The organism is Pseudoxanthomonas sp. JC1303 (assembly GCF_058448525.1).
Genome location: NZ_CP185958.1, coordinates 4,057,300 through 4,075,468, shown reverse-complemented (window position 1 = coordinate 4,075,468; position 18,169 = coordinate 4,057,300). Strand labels below are relative to the sequence as shown.

Annotated in this window: 20 protein-coding genes; all 20 read right to left on the bottom strand. The window is 68.3% G+C overall.

The window, feature by feature from the left end:
• Positions 1–3: 3 nt before the first annotated feature.
• Positions 4–408 (bottom strand): flagellar biosynthetic protein FliO, encoded by a 405-nt coding sequence (fliO, locus tag ACORQU_RS18185; protein ID WP_491645171.1) that lies wholly within the window; start codon positions 406–408, stop codon positions 4–6.
• Positions 409–410: 2 nt separating this feature from the next.
• Positions 411–752: a flagellar motor switch protein FliN gene (gene fliN / locus ACORQU_RS18180; protein WP_491642447.1), complete on the bottom strand. Its 342-nt coding sequence runs from the start codon at positions 750–752 to the stop codon at positions 411–413.
• Positions 749–1,756: a flagellar motor switch protein FliM gene (fliM, locus tag ACORQU_RS18175; protein WP_491642446.1), complete on the bottom strand. Its 1,008-nt coding sequence runs from the start codon at positions 1,754–1,756 to the stop codon at positions 749–751. The genes fliN and fliM overlap by 4 nt, the downstream gene beginning before the upstream one ends.
• A gap of 10 nt (positions 1,757–1,766) precedes the next feature.
• Positions 1,767–2,285: a flagellar basal body-associated FliL family protein gene (locus ACORQU_RS18170; RefSeq protein ID WP_491642445.1), complete on the bottom strand. Its 519-nt coding sequence runs from the start codon at positions 2,283–2,285 to the stop codon at positions 1,767–1,769.
• A 229-nt stretch (positions 2,286–2,514) separates the two neighbouring features.
• Positions 2,515–3,777, bottom strand: a complete 1,263-nt coding sequence (locus ACORQU_RS18165) for a flagellar hook-length control protein FliK (RefSeq protein ID WP_491642444.1) — start codon at positions 3,775–3,777, stop codon at positions 2,515–2,517.
• Positions 3,774–4,235, bottom strand: a complete 462-nt coding sequence (fliJ, locus tag ACORQU_RS18160; RefSeq protein WP_271645732.1) for a flagellar export protein FliJ — start codon at positions 4,233–4,235, stop codon at positions 3,774–3,776. Before fliJ ends, ACORQU_RS18165 begins: the two co-directional genes overlap by 4 nt.
• On the bottom strand, positions 4,232–5,611 hold the full coding sequence (gene fliI, locus ACORQU_RS18155) for a flagellar protein export ATPase FliI (protein ID WP_271645733.1): 1,380 nt from the start codon (positions 5,609–5,611) through the stop codon (positions 4,232–4,234). Before fliI ends, fliJ begins: the two co-directional genes overlap by 4 nt.
• Entirely contained in the window at positions 5,608–6,231 is a 624-nt protein-coding gene (locus ACORQU_RS18150) for a FliH/SctL family protein (RefSeq protein WP_491642443.1), read from the bottom strand. The genes fliI and ACORQU_RS18150 overlap by 4 nt, the downstream gene beginning before the upstream one ends.
• The gene (gene fliG / locus ACORQU_RS18145; RefSeq protein ID WP_491645170.1) at positions 6,228–7,217 is read right to left on the bottom strand and encodes a flagellar motor switch protein FliG; all 990 of its coding nucleotides are present in this window, start codon (positions 7,215–7,217) and stop codon (positions 6,228–6,230) included. Before fliG ends, ACORQU_RS18150 begins: the two co-directional genes overlap by 4 nt.
• Before the next feature lie 7 nt (positions 7,218–7,224).
• The gene (gene fliF, locus ACORQU_RS18140; RefSeq protein WP_491642442.1) at positions 7,225–8,961 is read right to left on the bottom strand and encodes a flagellar basal-body MS-ring/collar protein FliF; all 1,737 of its coding nucleotides are present in this window, start codon (positions 8,959–8,961) and stop codon (positions 7,225–7,227) included.
• A 15-nt stretch (positions 8,962–8,976) separates the two neighbouring features.
• On the bottom strand, positions 8,977–9,339 hold the full coding sequence (fliE, locus tag ACORQU_RS18135) for a flagellar hook-basal body complex protein FliE (protein ID WP_271645736.1): 363 nt from the start codon (positions 9,337–9,339) through the stop codon (positions 8,977–8,979).
• 173 nt (positions 9,340–9,512) lie between these two features.
• A complete protein-coding gene (locus ACORQU_RS18130; RefSeq protein ID WP_491642441.1) occupies positions 9,513–10,991 on the bottom strand; it encodes a sigma-54 dependent transcriptional regulator in 1,479 nt (492 codons plus the stop codon).
• Positions 10,984–11,367 carry a response regulator gene (locus tag ACORQU_RS18125; RefSeq protein WP_271645738.1) on the bottom strand — a complete coding sequence of 128 codons (384 nt, stop codon included), beginning with the start codon at positions 11,365–11,367 and terminating at the stop codon, positions 10,984–10,986. Before ACORQU_RS18125 ends, ACORQU_RS18130 begins: the two co-directional genes overlap by 8 nt.
• Before the next feature lie 8 nt (positions 11,368–11,375).
• A complete protein-coding gene (rpoN, locus tag ACORQU_RS18120; protein WP_491642440.1) occupies positions 11,376–12,773 on the bottom strand; it encodes an RNA polymerase factor sigma-54 in 1,398 nt (465 codons plus the stop codon).
• A 222-nt stretch (positions 12,774–12,995) separates the two neighbouring features.
• Complete coding sequence (locus tag ACORQU_RS18115) at positions 12,996–13,628, bottom strand: response regulator transcription factor (protein WP_491642439.1); 633 nt, start codon at positions 13,626–13,628, stop codon at positions 12,996–12,998.
• Positions 13,629–13,763: 135 nt separating this feature from the next.
• Positions 13,764–14,339: a PilZ domain-containing protein gene (locus ACORQU_RS18110; protein ID WP_491642438.1), complete on the bottom strand. Its 576-nt coding sequence runs from the start codon at positions 14,337–14,339 to the stop codon at positions 13,764–13,766.
• Positions 14,339–14,644 (bottom strand): hypothetical protein, encoded by a 306-nt coding sequence (locus tag ACORQU_RS18105; RefSeq protein ID WP_271645742.1) that lies wholly within the window; start codon positions 14,642–14,644, stop codon positions 14,339–14,341. The genes ACORQU_RS18110 and ACORQU_RS18105 overlap by 1 nt, the downstream gene beginning before the upstream one ends.
• The gene (fliS, locus tag ACORQU_RS18100; RefSeq protein WP_271645743.1) at positions 14,641–15,054 is read right to left on the bottom strand and encodes a flagellar export chaperone FliS; all 414 of its coding nucleotides are present in this window, start codon (positions 15,052–15,054) and stop codon (positions 14,641–14,643) included. The genes ACORQU_RS18105 and fliS overlap by 4 nt, the downstream gene beginning before the upstream one ends.
• Before the next feature lie 148 nt (positions 15,055–15,202).
• The gene (gene fliD, locus ACORQU_RS18095; protein WP_491642437.1) at positions 15,203–16,534 is read right to left on the bottom strand and encodes a flagellar filament capping protein FliD; all 1,332 of its coding nucleotides are present in this window, start codon (positions 16,532–16,534) and stop codon (positions 15,203–15,205) included.
• Between the two features lie 207 nt (positions 16,535–16,741).
• Positions 16,742–17,962 carry a flagellin gene (locus ACORQU_RS18090; protein ID WP_491642436.1) on the bottom strand — a complete coding sequence of 407 codons (1,221 nt, stop codon included), beginning with the start codon at positions 17,960–17,962 and terminating at the stop codon, positions 16,742–16,744.
• Positions 17,963–18,169 lie beyond the last annotated feature (207 nt).

The window sequence follows — 18,169 nt, the reverse complement described above, 5'->3', positions numbered from 1 at the left end:
TCATCAATCCTTGCGCAGCTTCTGTGAGAGCAGCTGGGCGAAGTCAGGGAGTTTCTTGAGGTTGGGCAACTGGGTGGGGGCGGGGGGCGGCAGGGGCTCGGGCAGCTTGTGCAGGATGCGCACGCCGCCGGCCGACACGCCCAGCAGCAGTTGCTCGCCATTGACGTCCACCACCACCACGCGCTCCTTGGCGCCGACGTTGAGGCTGGCGACGACCTTCAGCCCTTCGGCCGGGCGGAAGCCACTGCCGGGCAGGCGCTTGAGCAGCCAGGCCAGGCCGACGATCAGTCCCAGCACCAACAGCAGCGCCAGCACCGCGCCGAACAGGCTCGGCGGCTGCGGGGCAGCGTTGCCGATCCCCGGGGCGCGCGTGGCGACCCCCTGGACGGCAGCGGCGGCCAGGATCAGGTTCACCGCAGTCTCCGGATGCGCTCGCTGGGGCTGACCACGTCGGTCAGGCGCACGCCGAAGCGGTCGTTGATGGTGACCACCTCACCGTGGGCGATCAGGGTGCCGTTGACGTAGACGTCCAGCGGCTCGCCGGCGCCGCGCTCCAGTTCCACCACCGAGCCCTGGTTGAGCTGCAGCAGGTTGCGGATCGGGATGCGCGAACGGCCGACTTCCAGCGACAGGGTCACCGGCACATCCAGGATCAGGTCCAGGTTGAGGTCGTTGCCCCCCATCGTGGTCGGCTCGGCCTGCAGGGTGTCGAACTGGGCGGTCTCGGCGTCGTTGGGTGCGGTCTGGCTCATGGGGCGTCTTCCTGGTGGGCGGGGCGGCGAGGCTTGGCGCCCGGGGGTTGGTTGGACACGATCTTGATGGCGTTCTGACCGCGCGAGATGCCGAACTCACCGGTGAACAACGGCACGTCTTCCACGCACAGGGGGACCTGGGGCGACAGCTCGATGGGCAGGATGTCGCCCACCTTCAGACTGGTCAGCTCGCGCAGGCTCAGCTGCTTGCGCGCCAGCACGCTGGACAGGGTCACCTCTGCGCTGTTGAGCTGTTCGCGCAGCATGATGTTCCAGCTCTCGTCGCGGTCGACCCGGTCGCTCTGGATGCCGGCATCGAGCAGTTCGCGGATCGGCTCGAGCATGGAGTAGGGCAGGGTGATGTGGATCTCGCCGCCACCGCCCTCCAGTTCGACGTGGAAGCGGCACACCACCACGTACTCGCGCGGGGTGACGATGTTGGCGAAGTGCGGATTGATCTCCGAGTTGATGTACTCGAACTCCACGTCCATCACCGGCGACCAGGCTTCCTTGAGGTCGGCGAAGGTCTGCCTGAGCATCAGCTGGACCACGCGCATCTCGGTGGCGGTGAACTCGCGGCCTTCGATGCGCGTGTGGTAGCGCCCGTCGCCCCCGAAGAAATTGTCCACCACCGAAAACACCAGGGTCGGCTCGAACACGATCAGGCCGGTGCCACGCAGTGGCTTGAACTTGATCAGGTTCAGATTGGTCGGGACGTACAGCGAGTGCATGTACTCGTTGAACTTGACCAGGTCGATGCCGCGCACCGACAGGTCGGCGGAACGACGGATCAAGTTGAACAGGCCGATGCGCCACAGGCGGGCAAAGCGCTCGTTGACCATTTCCAGGGTGGGCATGCGCCCGCGGATGATCCGGTCCTGGCTGGAAAAGTCGTACTGGCGCGCCTCGCCGGGGGCGGCCGGCTCCGGCTCGGTGTCCACCACGCCGGCATCGACGCCATGCAGCAGGGCATCGATTTCGTCCTGGGAAAGCAGGTCGCTCATGGCCGGTGCCTTACTGGGTGACGAAGCTGGTGAACAGGAGTTCTTCGATGCACTTCTTGCCGGTTTCGCCGGTCATGACCTTCTGCGCGTCGGCGAGCGCGGCGGCCTGCAGCTTCTGGCGGCCGGCGATGTCGGCGATGTCGGTCGCCTTGACCTGCGAGAACAGCATCAGCAGGTGGGCCCGGATGGCCGGGGCGTTTTCCTCGATGTGCTTGAGCTCCTCCGGATCGCGGGTCATCAGCTGGACCTCGATCTGCAGGTAGCGCGGGCCGTCCTCGCCACCGTTGAGGTTGACCACGAAGGCCGGATCCATCGCGAAATAGCTGGCCGGCTTGGGCAGCTCGTGCTTTTCCTCGGCCTTGGCGTGGCCGTCGGCCGCGGGCTTCTTCAGGAAGAACCAGGCGGCCGCGCCGCCGCCGCCGAGCAGCACCACGGCTGCGATGACGATGATCAGCAGCTTCTTGGACTTACCGCCCTTGGGGGCGTCCTTGGCGTCGTCGGACTTCTTCGATTTGTCGGGGGCGGACACGGATTGCTCCAGCAGGTTTCAACGTGCCCTGCTACATGCAATCAGCGTGCCTAAATCGGTGATGCCGTGGACGGACTTTTGACGCGTCGTGGCAGGCGCCCCTCGCGTGTCCATCAAACGCCCGTACGACGGGGATTGGCGTCTTTCAGGGGCGCCGTGTCATGACCGCAACGGGTGGCCCGGCGCCCGGCGGAGGTGGCTGGCCAGGGGCCGATCCGGCCCCATCGGGTCAGGCGTAGGCGTCCAGCAGGCCGCGCTGGCGCAGCACCACCGACGGAATCCCGGCGGGTGCCAGACCGTCCTCGGCCAGCTCGCCGCCGGCACCGGCGCTGGTTCCGGCTCCGCCCTGCGAGGGCGATTGCTGGTGCTGGCCGACATCGGCCTGGCCCAGCTGGAAGCCGTGCTGGCCGAGCATTTCGCGCAGGCGGGGCAGGCTGTTTTCCAGCGCGTGGCGCACTTCGGCGTGGTTGCTGCTGAAGGCGGCGTTGACCTGGTCGTCGCTCAGGTGCAGACGTACCTCGACCGGGCCCAGGTCGGCCGGGCTGAGCTTGATGTGGGCGTGGCCGATCTTCTGGTCGGCCAGCCAGCTCATGCGCGCGCCCATCGCATCGTCGAAGTTGTCCGCGTGCAGGTTGGGCGTCGGAGTCGGCGAGCCGGTGAACGGCGCGCCGGCGCCGGCCACATCGCGCACCGGCGATTGCGGCACGGTCGTCGCCAGCAGATTGATCGGGTCGACCGCACCGGCATCGGCACCGCTCGCATCGTCAGCGGGCTTGCTGCCGATGGCCTGGGCCAGGGCGGCCACGGCCAGCGCATTGCCTGCCTCGGCGGGCGCCTGCGCCGGCTGGGCGGCGGACTGGGACAGCAGGCTGGCGAACCCGGCGCCGGCCTGTTGGCTCGCGCTGCTCGTGGCCGCGCTCGCCCCCTGCGCAGGGGCGGCGCCATCGGCCTGTGCCGCACCGGCGGTCAGGCCGGCCACCAGCGCCGTCAAGCCCGGCGTGCTCGCGCCGCCACCGGTGCCGATCGTCAGACCGTTGCCGCCCAGCGGCGTGGCCTGGCTGGCCAGCGCGGTGGGGGCCAGCGGCAGCAGGTTCAGGCCGAAGCCGCCCAGACCGGCCGGCGGCCACGCATCGTCCTTGTCGTCGGACTCGGTGGCGGTGTCCTTGCCGGAAGCCGGCTTGTCGGCGGGCTTGGCCTGCGCCACGGCGCGCTCGCCGGCCTCGGCACTGGCGCCTTCGCGCGCGGGCGAGGTGGCCTGCTGATCCTGTGGATCAATGTCCTGGGACGCCGGGCCGTCCTCGCGTGCCTGCGGGCGCTCCTTGGCCTGCGGAGCGGCGCTGGCGCGGGATGCCTGGTTGGCCTGCTGGCCGGCGCCCATCATGCTGGCGAAATCCTGGCCCTGCGTGACCTGGTCGGCCGCGCCGCTGTCGTTGCTGGCGTTGGCCATCAGGCCGTTGCGACCGGCACCGCCGATCATGGAAAGACCGCTCATCGCTGCTGCTCCTTGTCTTCGTTGGCCGCGCCCAGCGACGGACGGGCCAGGCGGGCGCCGAGGTCGTCCATCTCACGCTGGCTGCGGCGGTCGGCGGCCTGGCGCTCCTGGGCGCGGTAGCTGGCGGCCAGCTGCTCGAGCACCTGCTTGTCGCGGCTGGCCAGCAGCAGGCGGCTGCGTTCCATCTCGACCTTCTCGCGGTTGCGGTCCACGGTCTGGCACTGCTGCTCGACGGCGCTGTTGAGGCGGTCCAGGAAGGCGCGCCGGTTGGCCAGCTGGGCCGGGCTGGTGGCCGCCATCTGGCTGTTGGCGTATTCCTCGGCGTAGCGACGCAGTTCCTCCAGGCGCGACTCGTGCGTGCTCAGGGCGCGCTGGCGCTCGGCCAGGTCGCGGGCCACTTCGTCCTCGTGCTGCTGGGCCCGGCGGAGCAGGGGATCGATTCGCTGCGATTGCATCATGACTGGGTCTCACGTTCGACTAGGCGCCGCAACGCGGCCTGGCTATGGGGCAGATCGGCGGCCTTGGTGACGTCCTGGCCCAGGAATTCGACGATTTCCGGCCAACGCTCCAGGGCCTCGTCCACGGCCGCGTCGTTGCCGCGCTGGTAGGCGCCGATGCTGATCAAGTCGCGGTTGGACGAGTAGGCCGACACCAGCCGCTTGAGCGCGCGGATGCGCAGGCGCCAGGGCTCGTCGGCGATGTCCTGGACCACGCGGCTGACCGAGGATTCGACATCGATGGCCGGGTACAGGCCCGAATCGGCGACCCGGCGCGAGAGCAGGATGTGGCCGTCCAGGATCGCGCGCGCGGCATCAGCGATCGGATCCTGCGGATCGTCGCCTTCGGTCAGCACGGTGTAGAAGGCGGTGATCGAGCCGCGGCCCTTGGCGCCGTTGCCGGCGCGCTCGACCAGCGCCGGCAGCTTGGCGAACACGCTGGGTGGGTAGCCGCGGGTGGTCGGCGGTTCGCCCACCGACAGGCCGATCTCGCGCTGGGCCTGGGCGAAGCGGGTCAGCGAATCCATCAGCAGCAGCACGTTCAAGCCCTGGTCGCGGAACCATTCGGCGATCGCGGTGGCCCGATAGGCGCCATGCAGGCGCGCCAGCGGCGGGCGGTCGGCCGGGGCGGCCACGACCACTGCGCGGCGCAGGCCTTCCTCGCCCAGGGTGCTCTCGACGAAGTCACGCACTTCGCGGCCGCGTTCGCCGATCAGTCCGACCACGATCACATCGGCGGCGGTGTAGCGGGTCATCATGCCCAGCAGGGTGGACTTGCCCACGCCCGAGCCGGCGAACAGGCCCACGCGCTGGCCGCGACCGATGGGCAGCAGCGCGTTGATGGCGCGCACGCCCACATCCAGCGGCGTGGTGATCGGCTCGCGTGCCAGCGGGTTGATCGACACGCCGGCCATGCCCACCGCGCCTTCGGCACGGATCGGGCCCTTGCCGTCCAGCGGCACGCCGTCCGAGTCGATCACTCGGCCGAGCAGGCCTTCGCCCACTTCCACGCCGCCACGCTGGTGCGAGGGCACCACGCGGGCATTGGGCAGCAGACCGTGCATTTCGGCGCTGGGCATCAGGTAGGTGCGCTCGCCGGCGAAGCCGACCACCTCGGCATCCACCCAGCCGTCGTCGACCACCTGAACCTTGCACACCGAGCCCAGCGGGGCTTCGCAGCCGACCGCTTCCAGGGTCAGGCCGACGGCGCGGCGCAGGATGCCTTCGCGGATCAGCCCACGCCCATTGGCCGGGTCCAGGTTGATGCGGCCCAGGCGCCCGGCCAGGCGCAGGTTGCGCGCCTCCAGCCAGTCGATCGGATCGGGAACGGCGCTCACAGGCCGGCTCCGGACTTGCGCATGATGGTCTCCAGCGCGGCGCGCAGGCGTGCCTCCAGGGTGCCGTCGATGCGCACCGCTTCGGCGTGGACGCGCAGGTCGCCGCGGGTCAAGGACAGGTCCGGCACCAGGCGGGTGCCATCGGCGAGCTGGAGCAGAGGGGTCAGGGCGATGATGTCGTCCGGATGCAGGCGCACCTCGACCTCGCGCTGGGCGCCGCCGACGGCGATCAGGGCCTCGTTGACCAGATCGGCCAGCTGCGCCGGATCGGCCTGGTAGGCCGGGCCGACCAGGGCGCCGGCGATGCGCACGGCCAGTTCGCCCAGGGCGCCGACGACCTCGTTTTCCAGACGCGCCAGCGGACGGGTGAAGTTGTCCACGATGCCTTCGAACTGCGCGGCCAGGCGCCGCATCTCGGACTGGGCCTGGGCCAGGCCCTCGGCATGGCCACGGTCGAAGCCTTCCTGGTGGGCGGCGTCCTGGATGGCCTGCAGTTCCTCCAGGCTCGGCGGACGCAGGACCGGGGCGGCGGCCTCGACCGAGATGTCCTCGGAGGTCTCGGTCTGGGCCGGGGCATCCAGCTCCGGAGCGAACCAGCGCACGGCGGCAGGCGTGTTCATACCATCGCCTCCGCACCGCTGCCGCCCAGGCTGATCACGCCCTCATCGGCCAGGCGCCGGACGATGGCCAGGATCTCCTTCTGTGCGGCTTCCACGTCGGCCAGACGGACCGGGCCGCGGGCCTCCATGTCCTCCAGCAGGATCTCGGCGGCGCGCTGGGACATGTTCTTGGTGATCTTCTCGCGGACCTTCACGTCGGCACCGCGCAGGGCCAGGCCCAGGCGCTCGCCGGAGACTTCGCGCAGCATGGTCTGCAGGGCGCGGTCGTCCAGCTCGACCAGGTTGTCGAAGACGAACATCAGGTCCTGGATGCGGCTGCCCAGCTCGGCGTCGATCTTGGTAATCGCCGCCAGCACGCCCTGGTCGGCGCCGGTGTCAAGGAAGTTGAGGATGTTGGCGGCCACCTTGACCCCACCGACGTTGGAGGACTTCATGCCCTGGTTGCCGGCGAACTGGCGCTCCATGATCTCGTTGAGCTCGTTCAGCGCGTTGGGCGGGATGCCATCCAGGGTGGCGATGCGCATCAGCACGTCGGCGCGGGTGCGCTCGGGCAGCAGCTTGAGCGCCTCGGCCGCCTGGTCGTTGTCCAGGTGCGCCATGACGATGGCGATGATCTGCGGGTGCTCGTTGCGCACCAGGTCGGCCACCGCGCGCGGATCCATCCACTTGAGCGTGTCCAGCCCGGTGGTATTGCGGCCCAGCAGGATCCGGTCGATCAGGCCGCCGGCCTTGTCCTCGCCCAGGGCCTGGACCAGCACGTTGCGGATGTAGTCGTCGGCGCCCACGCCCAGCGAGGTCTTGCTGCCCAGCTCGGTGTTGAAATCGTCCATGACCCGCTCGACCTGCTCGCGCGAGATGCCGGTCATGGTGGCCATGGCGATGCCGATCTTCTGCACCTCCTTGGGGTCCATGTGCTTGAGCACCTCGGCCGCGTCGGCCTCGCCCAGCGAGAGCAACAGCACCGCGGCGCGCTGCACGCCCTTGATGTCCGAATCAGGCTTCACTGGCCACCCAACCCTTGACGACCTGCGCCACGCGCTTGGAATCCGCCTTCACCGCCTCGCGGGCCAGGCGCAGACGCTCCTCGTAGGCGTCCGGCAGCGGCAGGGCGCCGCCCTTCTCACCGCCGGAGAGCCGGGCGGTGTCCTCGGCCAGGGACAGCAGCGGATCGTCGTTCTCCAGCATTGAGACGCTGCCGGTCGGCACGCCCTCGCCATCGGTCCCCCTCTTGCCCTTCTTGCCGCCCGCGCTGGCCGGACCGGCGATCTGGCGCAGCGCCGGGCGCAGCACGCCGAACAGCAGGGCCAGCACGATCAATGCACCCACGCCCAGGCGCAGCGCGTCGCGGATGCGCGGGTCTTCCCACCACTTGACCGGGTCCGGGCCATCGGTGGTGGTCTTGACGAACGGCGCGTTCATCACCGACACGGTGTCGCCACGGTCGGCGTCGAAGCCCACGGCCTGCTTGACCAGGGCCTCGACCTTGGTCAGCTCGGCGGCGCTGAGCGGCTGGTCGGTGAGCTTGCCCTTGGCATCCGGGCGCGGGACGTTGTCGATCAGGACCGCCACCGACACGCGCTTGATGCGCCCGGCCGGCTGGCGGGTGTGCTGCAGGGTGCGGTCCAGCTCGTAATTGCGGGTGGCGCTCTTGGAGGTCTCGGTCGGGGTGGCCGCCGCAGCGGTCTGCTGGCCAGCGGCGCCGGCTGCGGCACCGGCGGCGTTGGGCTGGCCGGCGGCCGGCGCCGGGGCATTGGCGCCCTGGCCCGGGGAGTTGCTGGTCGCACCGGGGACGCCCTGCGGGCCGTTGGCGGTGCTGCTGCTGTCGCTGACCTGCTCGCTGCGCAGCTTCGGCGGGTCCCCGTTGTACAGCTCGCGGGCCTCCTCCACGACCGAAAAGTCCATGTCCACGCTGACTTCCGGATTGACCCGGCCCGGGCCGGTCATCGGCTCGAGCAGCTCGCGGATGCGCTGGTTGTAGGAGCTTTCCTGGCGACGCACCCGGTCGAACTGCGCGGCATTGAGCGCCGCATCGCTGTTGGGATCGGAGATGGTCAGCATGCGCCCGCTCTGATCCACCACGGTGACCCGGTCGGGCGACAGATCCGGGATGCTGGAGGCGACCATGTTGACGATGGCGTCGACCTGGTTGCGCTCCAGGCTGTTGCCGCCGCGCAGCTCCAGCACGACCGAGGCGCTGGCGGCCTCGCGCTGGCGGGTGAAGGCGCTGGGCTTGGGGATGGCCAGGTGCACGCGCGCCTCCCGCACCGGGCGCAGCGAGGCGATCGTGCGGGCCAGTTCGGTTTCCAGCGCGTGCTGGTAGCGCGCGCTCTCGACGAACTGGCTCACACCGAAGCCCGGGTCCTTTTCCATCATTTCAAAGCCCATGCTGCCGTTGTCGGTCAGCCCGGCGCCGGCCAGCTTGAGGCGTGCATCGTAGACCTTGTCCTGCGGCACCGAGATCGCGCCGGTGGCCTGGTCCAGCTTGAACGGGATCTGCGCGGTGCGCAGCAGGTCGGCGGCCTCGGCCGTGCCTTTTTCGTCCAGGCCGGTGTACAGCGGGGCGTAGTCGGGCTTCTGCGACCAGAAGAACACGAACAGGCCTGCGGCCACGGCCACGGCGATCATCGCCATCAGCCCCAGCCGACGGGTGATCTGCAGGCTCTGCACCCGGTCGAACCAGGCGCCGGCTTTTTCGCTGCTGAGAGAATCTTTGGAGAGGGCCAGGGCCATCGTCGTCTACCTTGCTTACAGCGGCATGTTCATCACGTCCTGGTACGCCTGGACGAGTCGGTTGCGGACTTCCACGGTGGCGCGGAACGCCACCTGGGACTGCTGCGCGGCCAGCATCACCTTGGCCAGGCCGGCGTTGGGGTCGCCCATTTCAAAGGCCTTGGCCAGGTTGGCCGCATTCTGCTGGGTCTCGTTGACGCCACCGATGGCCCCACGCAGGGTGTCGCTGAAGCTCGGCCCCTGGGTGCCGGTGGTGCCGACCAGGCCCTGGATCTCGTTGCCACGGGCGACATCGCCCACCGGACCGGCCGCGCTCTGGCTGACCTGGCTCTGGTAGCTGCGGATCTGGGACAGGATGGAATTGATGGAGTCGCTCATCGCAAAACGCTCGCGCCAACGGGGCGTTCAACACGATGCAAGCGGTGTGCCTAAATGGCGCCGGATTTCCGGCAGGTGGCTGGATCAGGGCCTGTGGCGCCGCCATGGGGGACGGCGGACCTCGTCATCCCGAGGGCGGCGCAGGCGCGCCGTCAAGCCCGCGGCGGCTTGGGTCAGCTGGCCAGCTCGGTCTGTTCGCGGTCGATGCCGTACTTGCGCAGCTTCTCGACCAGGGTGGTGCGGCGCAGGCCCAGCAGCTGGGCGGCATGGGCGACCACGCCCTGGGTGCGGGCGAGGGCTTCGTTGATCAGGGCCAGCTCGATGTTGGCCATGTGATCGCGCAGGTCGATGCCGTCGTCGGGCAGGCTGCTGGCCACGGCGTCCAACTCGTGTCCATGGGGGGCGGGCTGGGCGGGCAGCTCGGGCGCCGGCATCCGGGCGGGCTCTGCGGTGACCGCTGTCGGGGCGGGTTCGGGGGTCGGGCTGTCCGGGAAGTCACCACGATAACGAGAAGGCAGGTCCTGGACGCGCACCAGGCCGCCGGGGTGGAGCACGGCAAGCCGCTCGACCAAATTGGTCAGCTCGCGCACATTGCCTGGCCATTCGTAGCTGCGCAGGGCCGTGAGCGCTTCGTCGGTGAAACGCACTTCGCCGCGCCCGGTCCGGGCCAACTGCGCCGCCACGGTCTGGACCAGGGCGGCCAGGTCGTCGGCCCGCTCGCGCAGCGCCGGCATTTCGATGGGGAAGACGTTGAGGCGGTAGAACAGGTCCTCGCGGAAGTGTCCCTCGCCGATGCGCGCTTCCAGGTTGCGATGGGTCGCGGCGATCACGCGCACGTTGCAGCGGATCGTCTGGCCGCCGCCGACGCGCTCGAAGCTGCGCTCCTGCAGCACGCGCAGCAGCTTGACCTGCATCGGCAGGCTCATGTCACCGATCTCGTCGAGCAGCAGGGTGCCCCCCTCTGCCATCTCGAATCGACCCTTGCGCGCGCTCAGGGCGCCGGTGAAGGCGCCTTTCTCATGGCCGAACAGTTCGCTTTCCAGCAGGTCCGGCGGAATGGCGCCACAGTTGATGGCCACGAAGGGCCCGTCCCGACGCGGCGACTGATGGTGGATGGCGCGCGCGGCGACCTCCTTGCCGGTTCCGGACTCGCCCAGGATCAGCACCGTGGTGTCGAAGGCGGCCACCTGGTCGATCAGTCGGCGCAGGCGGGTGACCGCCTCGCTGTTGCCGGTGGGGCCGGTGTCCGGCTGGGTGCCCACGGCCTGGTGCTCGGCATCCAGGCGCTTGAGGCTGGCCCGACGCAGTAGGGCCTCCAGCTGGGTGTGGCGCAGCGGGGTGTCCAGCGGCCAGACATTGGCCTCGTGCAGGCCATGGGCATGGGCGAAGGCGACCGGGTCGCCTTCCATCAGCAGCACGGGAGGAGCCAGCTTGGCCGCGGCCAGCCAGTCGAAGAACTTGTCGGCCTGGGCGGCATCCTCAGACGAGCCCACCATCACCGCCATCCATTCGTTCTGGCGGTGCTTGCCGGGATTGATGTCGGCGCCGTCGGTGACCCAGCGCGGATTGAAGTCCATGAATTCCAGGAGCGACACCGTCCGTTCGGCCCGGACCGCGTCGCTGTCGATCAGCAGGATGCGTGATTCACTCATTCCTGGCTCCTTCGGTCAGGCCCTCCAGGATCGGCATGACTTCCTGGATGTAGGACAGCTTGCTGACGAAGTTATCAGCCCCGGCACGCAATGCGTGCTCACGGTGTTCGGCGTCATCGAAATGGCTGGCGATCACGATGTAGGGCGGATCGTCCTGGGTCTTGATCAGGCGGGTGGCCTGCAGGCCGCCCATCTCGGGCATGGCCAGGTCCATGAGCACCACTTTCGGACGCAGGGTTTCGGAGCGTTCGATCGCCTCCAACCCGTTGGCCGCGCTTCCCACGATGTCCAGCCAGTCGACCTTGCGGAAATGCCGCATTGCAGCGTTGATGAAACCTTCGTGGTCGTCGACCAGCAACACGGTGAGTTTGCTCATAGTTGTCCTTATCCTGCCCGTGCCAGCAGCGATTTGCTGCTCCTCCGGCGTTCGCGGGCTGGGGCAATGTCCAACTGCTCGCGATACTTGGCGACGGTGCGTCGGGCGATGTTAACGCCTTGGCGGGACAACAGTCCGGCAATGGCCTCGTCGGCCAGGGGCCGGCCGGCCGGTTCGCTCTCGATCAGGCGGCGGACCATGGCCTTGACGGCCTGTCCGGAGACGCTGGCGCCCTCCAGGCGCACGGCGAAGAAGTGCTTGAGCTCGAAGGTGCCGCGCGGGGTCTGGATGTACTTGCCGGTGGTGATGCGCGAAATGGTCGACTCGTGCATGCCGATCTCCTCGGCGATCTCCTTGAGGGTGAGCGGCGCCATGGCTTCCTCGCCGCGGACCAGGAAGGCGGCCTGGCGCTCGACGATGGCGCGGGTGGCGCGCAGCAGGGTTTCGTAGCGCATGGACAGGCCGCGGGTGAGCCAGCGCGCTTCCTGCAGCATGTCGCGCAGCGGCTGAGCCGCCTCGCCGGCCTCGGCCAGGGCGCGCTCGTGCATGGGATTGATGCTGACCCGGTGGGTGGTGGCCGGGTTGAGCGCGACCCGCCAGCTGCCGTCGGCGTGCCAGGCGAGCACGTCGGGGATCACCACCGCGTTGCTTTCCGGCAGCAGGTGTTCGCCCGGGCGGGGCTGCAGGGACAGGATCAGGCGCACCGCCTCGCGCACATCGGCTTCTTCGGCGTCCAGCTGGCGGGCCAGGCGCGGATAGTCGTGCTCGGCCAGGGCCGACAGATCGGTGTCCAAAATCCGGCCCGCCAAGTGCCGGGCGGGGACACGGCCGGGCAGGGCGGCCAGCTGGGCCTGCAGGCATTCGCGCAGGTCACAGGCGGCCAGGCCCGTGGGATCGCCCTGCACGATGCGCTGGCGGATGGCCTCCACCTCGCCGGCGGTCATGGCGAAACGGGCGCAGGCCAACTTTTGCAGGGCATCCAGCGAGGCGGCCAGATAGCCGGCCTCGTCGGTCTGCTCCAGCCAGAACGCGGCCACGGCCAGGGCGCTGTCGTCCAGGTCGTAGGCCAGCTCCCGGAGTACGCGCACATGCGGGTCGGTCGATTCGCCGGCCGCCACGCGCTGCATGCGGTCATCGTCGCCCTCGTTCCAACTGCTGCCGGCCACGTCCCACATGGAGCTTTCCGGCAGTTCGTCGAAGGCGGCCACATCGCTCGCGTCGGCGTCCTGGCGGGGCGCTTCCTCGGCTTCCTGCTCTTCCAGTTCCAGCAGGGGATTGGTTTCGAGCGCGCGCCGGATCTCCAGTTCCAGCTGCAGGCCGTCCAGTTGGAGCAGGCGGATGGATTGAAGCAGTTGCGGGGTCAGGTGTAGCTGCTGACCAAGCTGGGTCGAGAGCGATGCCTTCATGTGTCCATCCCCAGATGCGCCGACATATGGCGTTACGGAACACATCTTGCAGGCGGGTGTGACAACTTTATAATCAGGGCATCTGTAAGGGGTTGAGGGGATTTCCCCTACAAGATGTAGGGAATGGCCTTACGGGTGAAATGGAGGGAGACCCGCCGCCAAAGCGCTGACGCGGGTCTGCGTGATCTGGGTCACGCTCCGTTGCGGAGTGTTTGTGCCGCCTCAGCCAAGTTCGGCCAAGTGCTTGGCTGCCAGCAGGAGCAGGTCGTTGGCGCGTCGACAGCCCAGTGATTCCATCATCCGGGCCCGATGGGTCTCCACCGTCTTGATGCTGATGCCCAGGTCCGCGGCGATTTCCTTGGTGCTCTGGCCGCGGCCGATCTCACGCAGGATCTGGCGCTGACGCGGCGGCAGTGCGGCGACCCCATGCGGCTTCTCGCGACCCAGCATCGGCGCCAGCATGCTGGAGGAGATCTGCGGACTGAGGAAGAGCTGCCCGGCAAAGGCCGCGCGCAGTGCCAGTTCAAGCTCGAGCGGTGCGGCATCCTTGACGATGAAGCCGGCCGCGCCACGGTCCAGTGCCTCGCGCACGTGGACCGGATCGTCGTACATGGACATCATCACCACACGCGTGCGCGGCATGGCGCGCAGGATGTCGCTCAAGGCATCCAGGCCACTGCGGCCCGGCAGGGACAGGTCCATGAGGACAACGTCCGGGCGGTGCACCAGGGTCATGTCCAGCGCGAGCTGGGCGGTGCTGGCCTCGGCGACGACGTCAATGTCGGCAAAGCCCTGCAGCAGGCGTGAAAGGCCGGCGCGGACAAGCGTGTGGTCATCAACAATGAGGATTCGCACGGGGGAATGCGCTGCGCCTGCGGATGACGCACCATAACGGAGCCGCCACGGCACGCCAACCTTGCAGGGTGAAGCGAAGGTCCTCAGCCCCGGCGCGGGCTGGCCACGACGGCTGATGTGCTGAGGTGCAGCCTATTATCGCTCGCGGCGTGCTTCGGCGATCTGGCGACGGTGCAAGCGGAACAGGTGGCGCTCCAGCGCCGATTCCAGGCCCGGGCCCAATTCGCCAAATGCCAGCCAGACGAAGAATCCACCGCTCCCGGTGGCGGCCTCGGCCAGGACGGTGACCGGCAGTTCGATCGGTTCGGGAAGCCATTCGGAAGGCTGCAGGCAGACCACGCCGGCGGCGCCGGGTGCGGCACCGGTGCGCGCGCCCAGCTCCAGGCGGATGCCGCGGCGGGACCAGCGGACCGGGCGCAGGGCGGGGAAATCCTCGCCCTGGCGCACCAGCCGCCCGATGAGCGCCAGCAGCAGGTCGAGCTTGGCGTCCATGCGCTGCACCATCAAGGGCAGTTCGCCACGCTCCTCGGTACTGTCCTCGCTGCGCAGGTCCTCGATCTGGCCCAAGGCACGCAGCAGCGATTCGGCCGCGGCCTGGCGTCCGCCGCCACTGCCGGCGCGGAACTCGGCCGGCTGCAGCAGTTCGCAGCTCAAGGCATCGTCGAAGAGCTGCGATTCGGCCGGATGGTGGATGGCGATGCCTGAGTTCATTAAAGCCAGCCGCCCCGGGCATAGGCGCGCGCGGCGCGGGTCGCCTGGGACTGGGCGCGCATGAGTTCCAGGATCCGCGCCTGACGTTCACGCATGCGCCGGATCAGGTCGTATTGCATGGTGTTGAGCTGCTTCAGCTCGTCCCGCACCGCCTCCACGTCGGCGCCAGCGCAGTACGCGCGCAGGTGCTGGTCATGCTCGACAAGCATGTCCTTCATCTCGTCGAACTGGTCGTGCGCGAGCGCCGAGGCGAGCGCGGTGACCTGGGCCTGCAGTGACTGGACGGTGTGGGGCTGGAGGGTCATGCCGGTTCCGGGAATCCACGTTGGCCGGCCGGGATCGCATCCCAGGCCGAGTTGATCTCGCCGAGCAGCTCAAGGGCTTCCCCAAGCGCGGCCTCGTCGTTGTGCAGGTTGGCCTCGGTCAGCCGCTGCATCACGTATTCGTAGAGGGAGGACAGGTTGGTGGCGATCTCGCCGCCGGCCTCATGGTCCAGCGAGCCATTCAAGTGCCCCACGATCGCGCAGGCTTCGCCGATGGCCTTGCCCTTGCGGGCCTGGTCGCCCTGGGTCAGGCAGGCCTGCGCCAGGCGGATGCGCTGGCACGCGCCGTTGAACAGCAGGGCGACCAGCTTGTGCGGATCGGCCTCGGTCACGCTGGTGGTGACGCCGACCTTGCGGTACTGCTCTGCGTATTGGCGACTTGAACCGTACATGGAGAACTCCTCGGGTGGTCCTGATCCCTTCCCGGGATCGCGTCGGCCGCCGCTGTGCTGGCCAAGCCCGAATGGACCGTGGTGGTGATGGTTGCCCAAGTTATCGGCCGCCAGCCCATGGGACTTGAGTGCTGGCGGCGCGCCGCACTCACGATTCCAGCAGGCTGCTCAGCGAACCGGCCGAGCTCTGCATCTGGGTGATCATGGTTTCCATCGCGGTGAACTGCGCGGTGTACTGGTTGCTGAGTTTGTCCATCCGCGCATCCAGCGCATCCATCTGGTCGGACAGGTCGGAGATCTGATCGTTGAGGCTGTTGGTGCGCATGACCAATGTGCCATTGGTCGAGTTGAGGTTGCTGTTGAGCATCGAGCTCAGGCCGGCGCTGTAGGTGCCGTCCTTGCCGAACATGTTCTTGGCCGCAAGCGGGTCGGCCGCTATGGCCGTATCGAACGCGCTGGCGGAAAAGGACATCACGCCATCCTTGTCCAGGGTCAGGCCCAGCGCCTTGAGGTCGACCAGGTTTGCGCTGACCGAGCCACGCAGCTGCTGTTGCAGGCCGCGGATCAGCGAGTCGCCGGTGAGGGTGGAGGCGGTCTTGGTATCGGGGTTGTAGGCAGAGCTCGACTTGAGCAGGGTGTTGGTGGCGTTGTAGGCAGCGGCAAAGGCGGTCAGATTGCCCTTGAGGGCGCTGGTGTCCGAGGCGACGGTGAGGCTGAAATTGCTGCCCTCAGCGGCCTTGGTCAGGTTCAGGACCACGCCCGGCACCAGATCGGCCACCGTATTGCTGCTGGAGGTCCGCTCGAAGCCGTCCACCCGTACCACCGCATCCTTGGCCGCGATCGTGGCGCTCAGGCCGCTGTTGCTGGTGCCGTCATAGGTCAGCCCGGCCAGACCGGTCGAATCGGCCGAGGCGGTCACGGTGAGGGCGCCGGCCTCCCCGGTATTGGTGGAGCTGAAGACCAGGTGCTGGCCGTCATCGGCGGTGACCACGCTGGCGGTGACGCCGACGCCGCCAGCGGCCTTGTTCACTGCCGCGGCGATGGTGGCCAGGGTGTCGTCGGCGCCGATGGTGACCTCGATGGTCTTGTCATCTCCGTAGCTGAAGGTCAGCGTGCCGCTGCCCACCGTGGCCCCACTTGCATAGGCGCCCGAGGACAGCTTCTGTGCGGTGGCCAACTGGACCACCTCGACGCTATAGCTGCCGGTGGCCGAGTTGCTGGTCGTGGTCGCGGTGAATCCTGCGTCGGCCTGCACCGTGGCTTTGTAGGCGGTCGTGTCAGCGCTGCTGATGACCTTGTTCAGCGCGCTCTGCAGCGTGGTCATGCTGCTCTTGACCTGGCCGATGGCGCTCAGCTTGGCGGTTGCCGCGCTCCCCGCGCTGTTGATCCGGGTCGCAGCGGGGGTCCGGGCGGCGGTGACCAGTTGACTGACCAGGGACGGGATGTCCAGCCCGGAACCGGTGACGGAGGAAGTGGCCATGTGTGGTCTACCTTGGGCTGTGAGACGGCGGCGCGGGGGTGGAGAGGTGCATTGCGGGTATCGGCCGGCGAGGGCCAGTCTTTAACGCAGCGGTGCTGCGGGTGTAATGCAATTTCCATGCCGGAATCGGCGTCAAACAAAAGAAGGCCCCTCCTGGGAGGGGCCTCTGCTTGCCTGGTGCGCCGGGGATGACCGGCGTGCCGCTGCTTACTGCAGCAGGCTCAGGACGTTCTGCGGGACCGACTTGGCCTGGGCCAGCATCGCGGTACCGGCCTGCTGCAGGATCTGCGTGCGGGTCAGCTCGGCGGTTTCCTTCGCATAGTCGGCATCCTGGATGCGGCTACGCGAGGCGGTCAGGTTCTCCGAGGTCGAGCTCAGGTTGGCGATGGTGGAGGTGAAGCGGTTCTGGATCGCACCCATGTCGGCACGCGAGGAGTTCACCGCGGTCAGCGCCTTGTCGACGATTTCCATGGCCTTCTGCGCGCCAGTGAAGGTCGAGATGTCCAGGTCCTGCAGGTGCACGGCGCTGCCCGAGTTTCCCGAGACCGCGTAGGAGGCGGTGCCGAAGTCAGCACCCAGGGTCACGCCGGTGCCGCCGGTCAGGGTGCCGGTGTCGAAGGACGTGAAGTCCTGGCCAGCCTTCAGCGAGGAGATGGTCAGGTTGGCACCCGTGCTGTCCAGGGTGGCGTACATGCCGGTCTGGTCCAGCTTGTCGTTGATGGCGGCGGCGACCTTCTTGTTGACCGCGGCGGCGTCGTCGCCCACGTCGACCTTGACGTCGGCCAGCTTGATGGTCTGGGCGGTGCCGCTGGCATCGTTGAACTTGATTTCCATGCCCTTGATGGTGCCCGAGGCCGTCGCGCCGCTGGCCGAGGTGGCGCCCGCGCCGCTGACGGCGTCGGCGAAGCTCGCCTTGCCCAGCGAATCGACGTTGGCGTCGACGATGCTGTTGATGCCGATCGTCTGGCCGGCGTCGGCGCCGACCTGGAACAGGGCGCCGGAGAAGTCGCCGTTCAGCAGCTTGGTGCCGTTGAAGCTGGTCTGGTTGGCCACGCGGTCGATTTCCGACAGCAGCTGGCTGACTTCCGAGTTCAACGCCGAGCGGTCAGTGTCGGAGTTGGTGGCGTTGGCCGACTGCACCGACAGCTCACGGATGCGCTGCAGGTTGTTGCCGATCTCGACCATCGCGCCTTCGGCGGTCTGGGCCAGCGAGATGCCGTCGTTGGCGTTGCGCGAGGCAACGTCCAGGCCGCGGATCTGGGTGGTGAAGCGCTGGCTGATCGCCAGGCCGGCCGCGTCGTCCTTGGCGCTGTTGATGCGCAGGCCGGACGACAGACGCTGGATCGTCGTGGCCATGCTGGAGCTGGTGGTGTTCAGATTGCGCTGAGCGTTCAGCGACATCACGTTGGTGTTGATGACCTGTGCCATTTGATATCTCCTCTAAGCGATTTTTTCCGGCATGCGATTTGGCCGGAGCCTGTCGCAGGGGGGCCATCATTTGGCCGTTGCCGCTGCTGGTATAGATAACGGCGCTGTGTCAACAACCTTTAGAACTTTTCTTCCGAAAACCCTGGAAATTTCAGGGTATTTTCGCGGCCGACACAGGCGCGAACAGAGAGTTTCGGCCAGGGTCCG

Coding starts and splice junctions, on each gene's coding strand:
- fliN (WP_491642447.1), bottom strand. CDS start 752: ATGAGCCAGACCGCACCCAACGACGCCGAGACCGCCCAGTTCGACACC.
- fliM (WP_491642446.1), bottom strand. CDS start 1,756: ATGAGCGACCTGCTTTCCCAGGACGAAATCGATGCCCTGCTGCATGGC.
- ACORQU_RS18165 (WP_491642444.1), bottom strand. CDS start 3,777: ATGAGCGGTCTTTCCATGATCGGCGGTGCCGGTCGCAACGGCCTGATG.
- fliJ (WP_271645732.1), bottom strand. CDS start 4,235: ATGATGCAATCGCAGCGAATCGATCCCCTGCTCCGCCGGGCCCAGCAG.
- ACORQU_RS18150 (WP_491642443.1), bottom strand. CDS start 6,231: ATGAACACGCCTGCCGCCGTGCGCTGGTTCGCTCCGGAGCTGGATGCC.
- fliF (WP_491642442.1), bottom strand. CDS start 8,961: ATGGCCCTGGCCCTCTCCAAAGATTCTCTCAGCAGCGAAAAAGCCGGC.
- fliE (WP_271645736.1), bottom strand. CDS start 9,339: ATGAGCGACTCCATCAATTCCATCCTGTCCCAGATCCGCAGCTACCAG.
- ACORQU_RS18130 (WP_491642441.1), bottom strand. CDS start 10,991: ATGAGTGAATCACGCATCCTGCTGATCGACAGCGACGCGGTCCGGGCC.
- ACORQU_RS18125 (WP_271645738.1), bottom strand. CDS start 11,367: ATGAGCAAACTCACCGTGTTGCTGGTCGACGACCACGAAGGTTTCATC.
- rpoN (WP_491642440.1), bottom strand. CDS start 12,773: ATGAAGGCATCGCTCTCGACCCAGCTTGGTCAGCAGCTACACCTGACC.
- ACORQU_RS18110 (WP_491642438.1), bottom strand. CDS start 14,339: ATGAACTCAGGCATCGCCATCCACCATCCGGCCGAATCGCAGCTCTTC.
- ACORQU_RS18105 (WP_271645742.1), bottom strand. CDS start 14,644: ATGACCCTCCAGCCCCACACCGTCCAGTCACTGCAGGCCCAGGTCACC.
- fliS (WP_271645743.1), bottom strand. CDS start 15,054: ATGTACGGTTCAAGTCGCCAATACGCAGAGCAGTACCGCAAGGTCGGC.
- fliD (WP_491642437.1), bottom strand. CDS start 16,534: ATGGCCACTTCCTCCGTCACCGGTTCCGGGCTGGACATCCCGTCCCTG.
- ACORQU_RS18090 (WP_491642436.1), bottom strand. CDS start 17,962: ATGGCACAGGTCATCAACACCAACGTGATGTCGCTGAACGCTCAGCGC.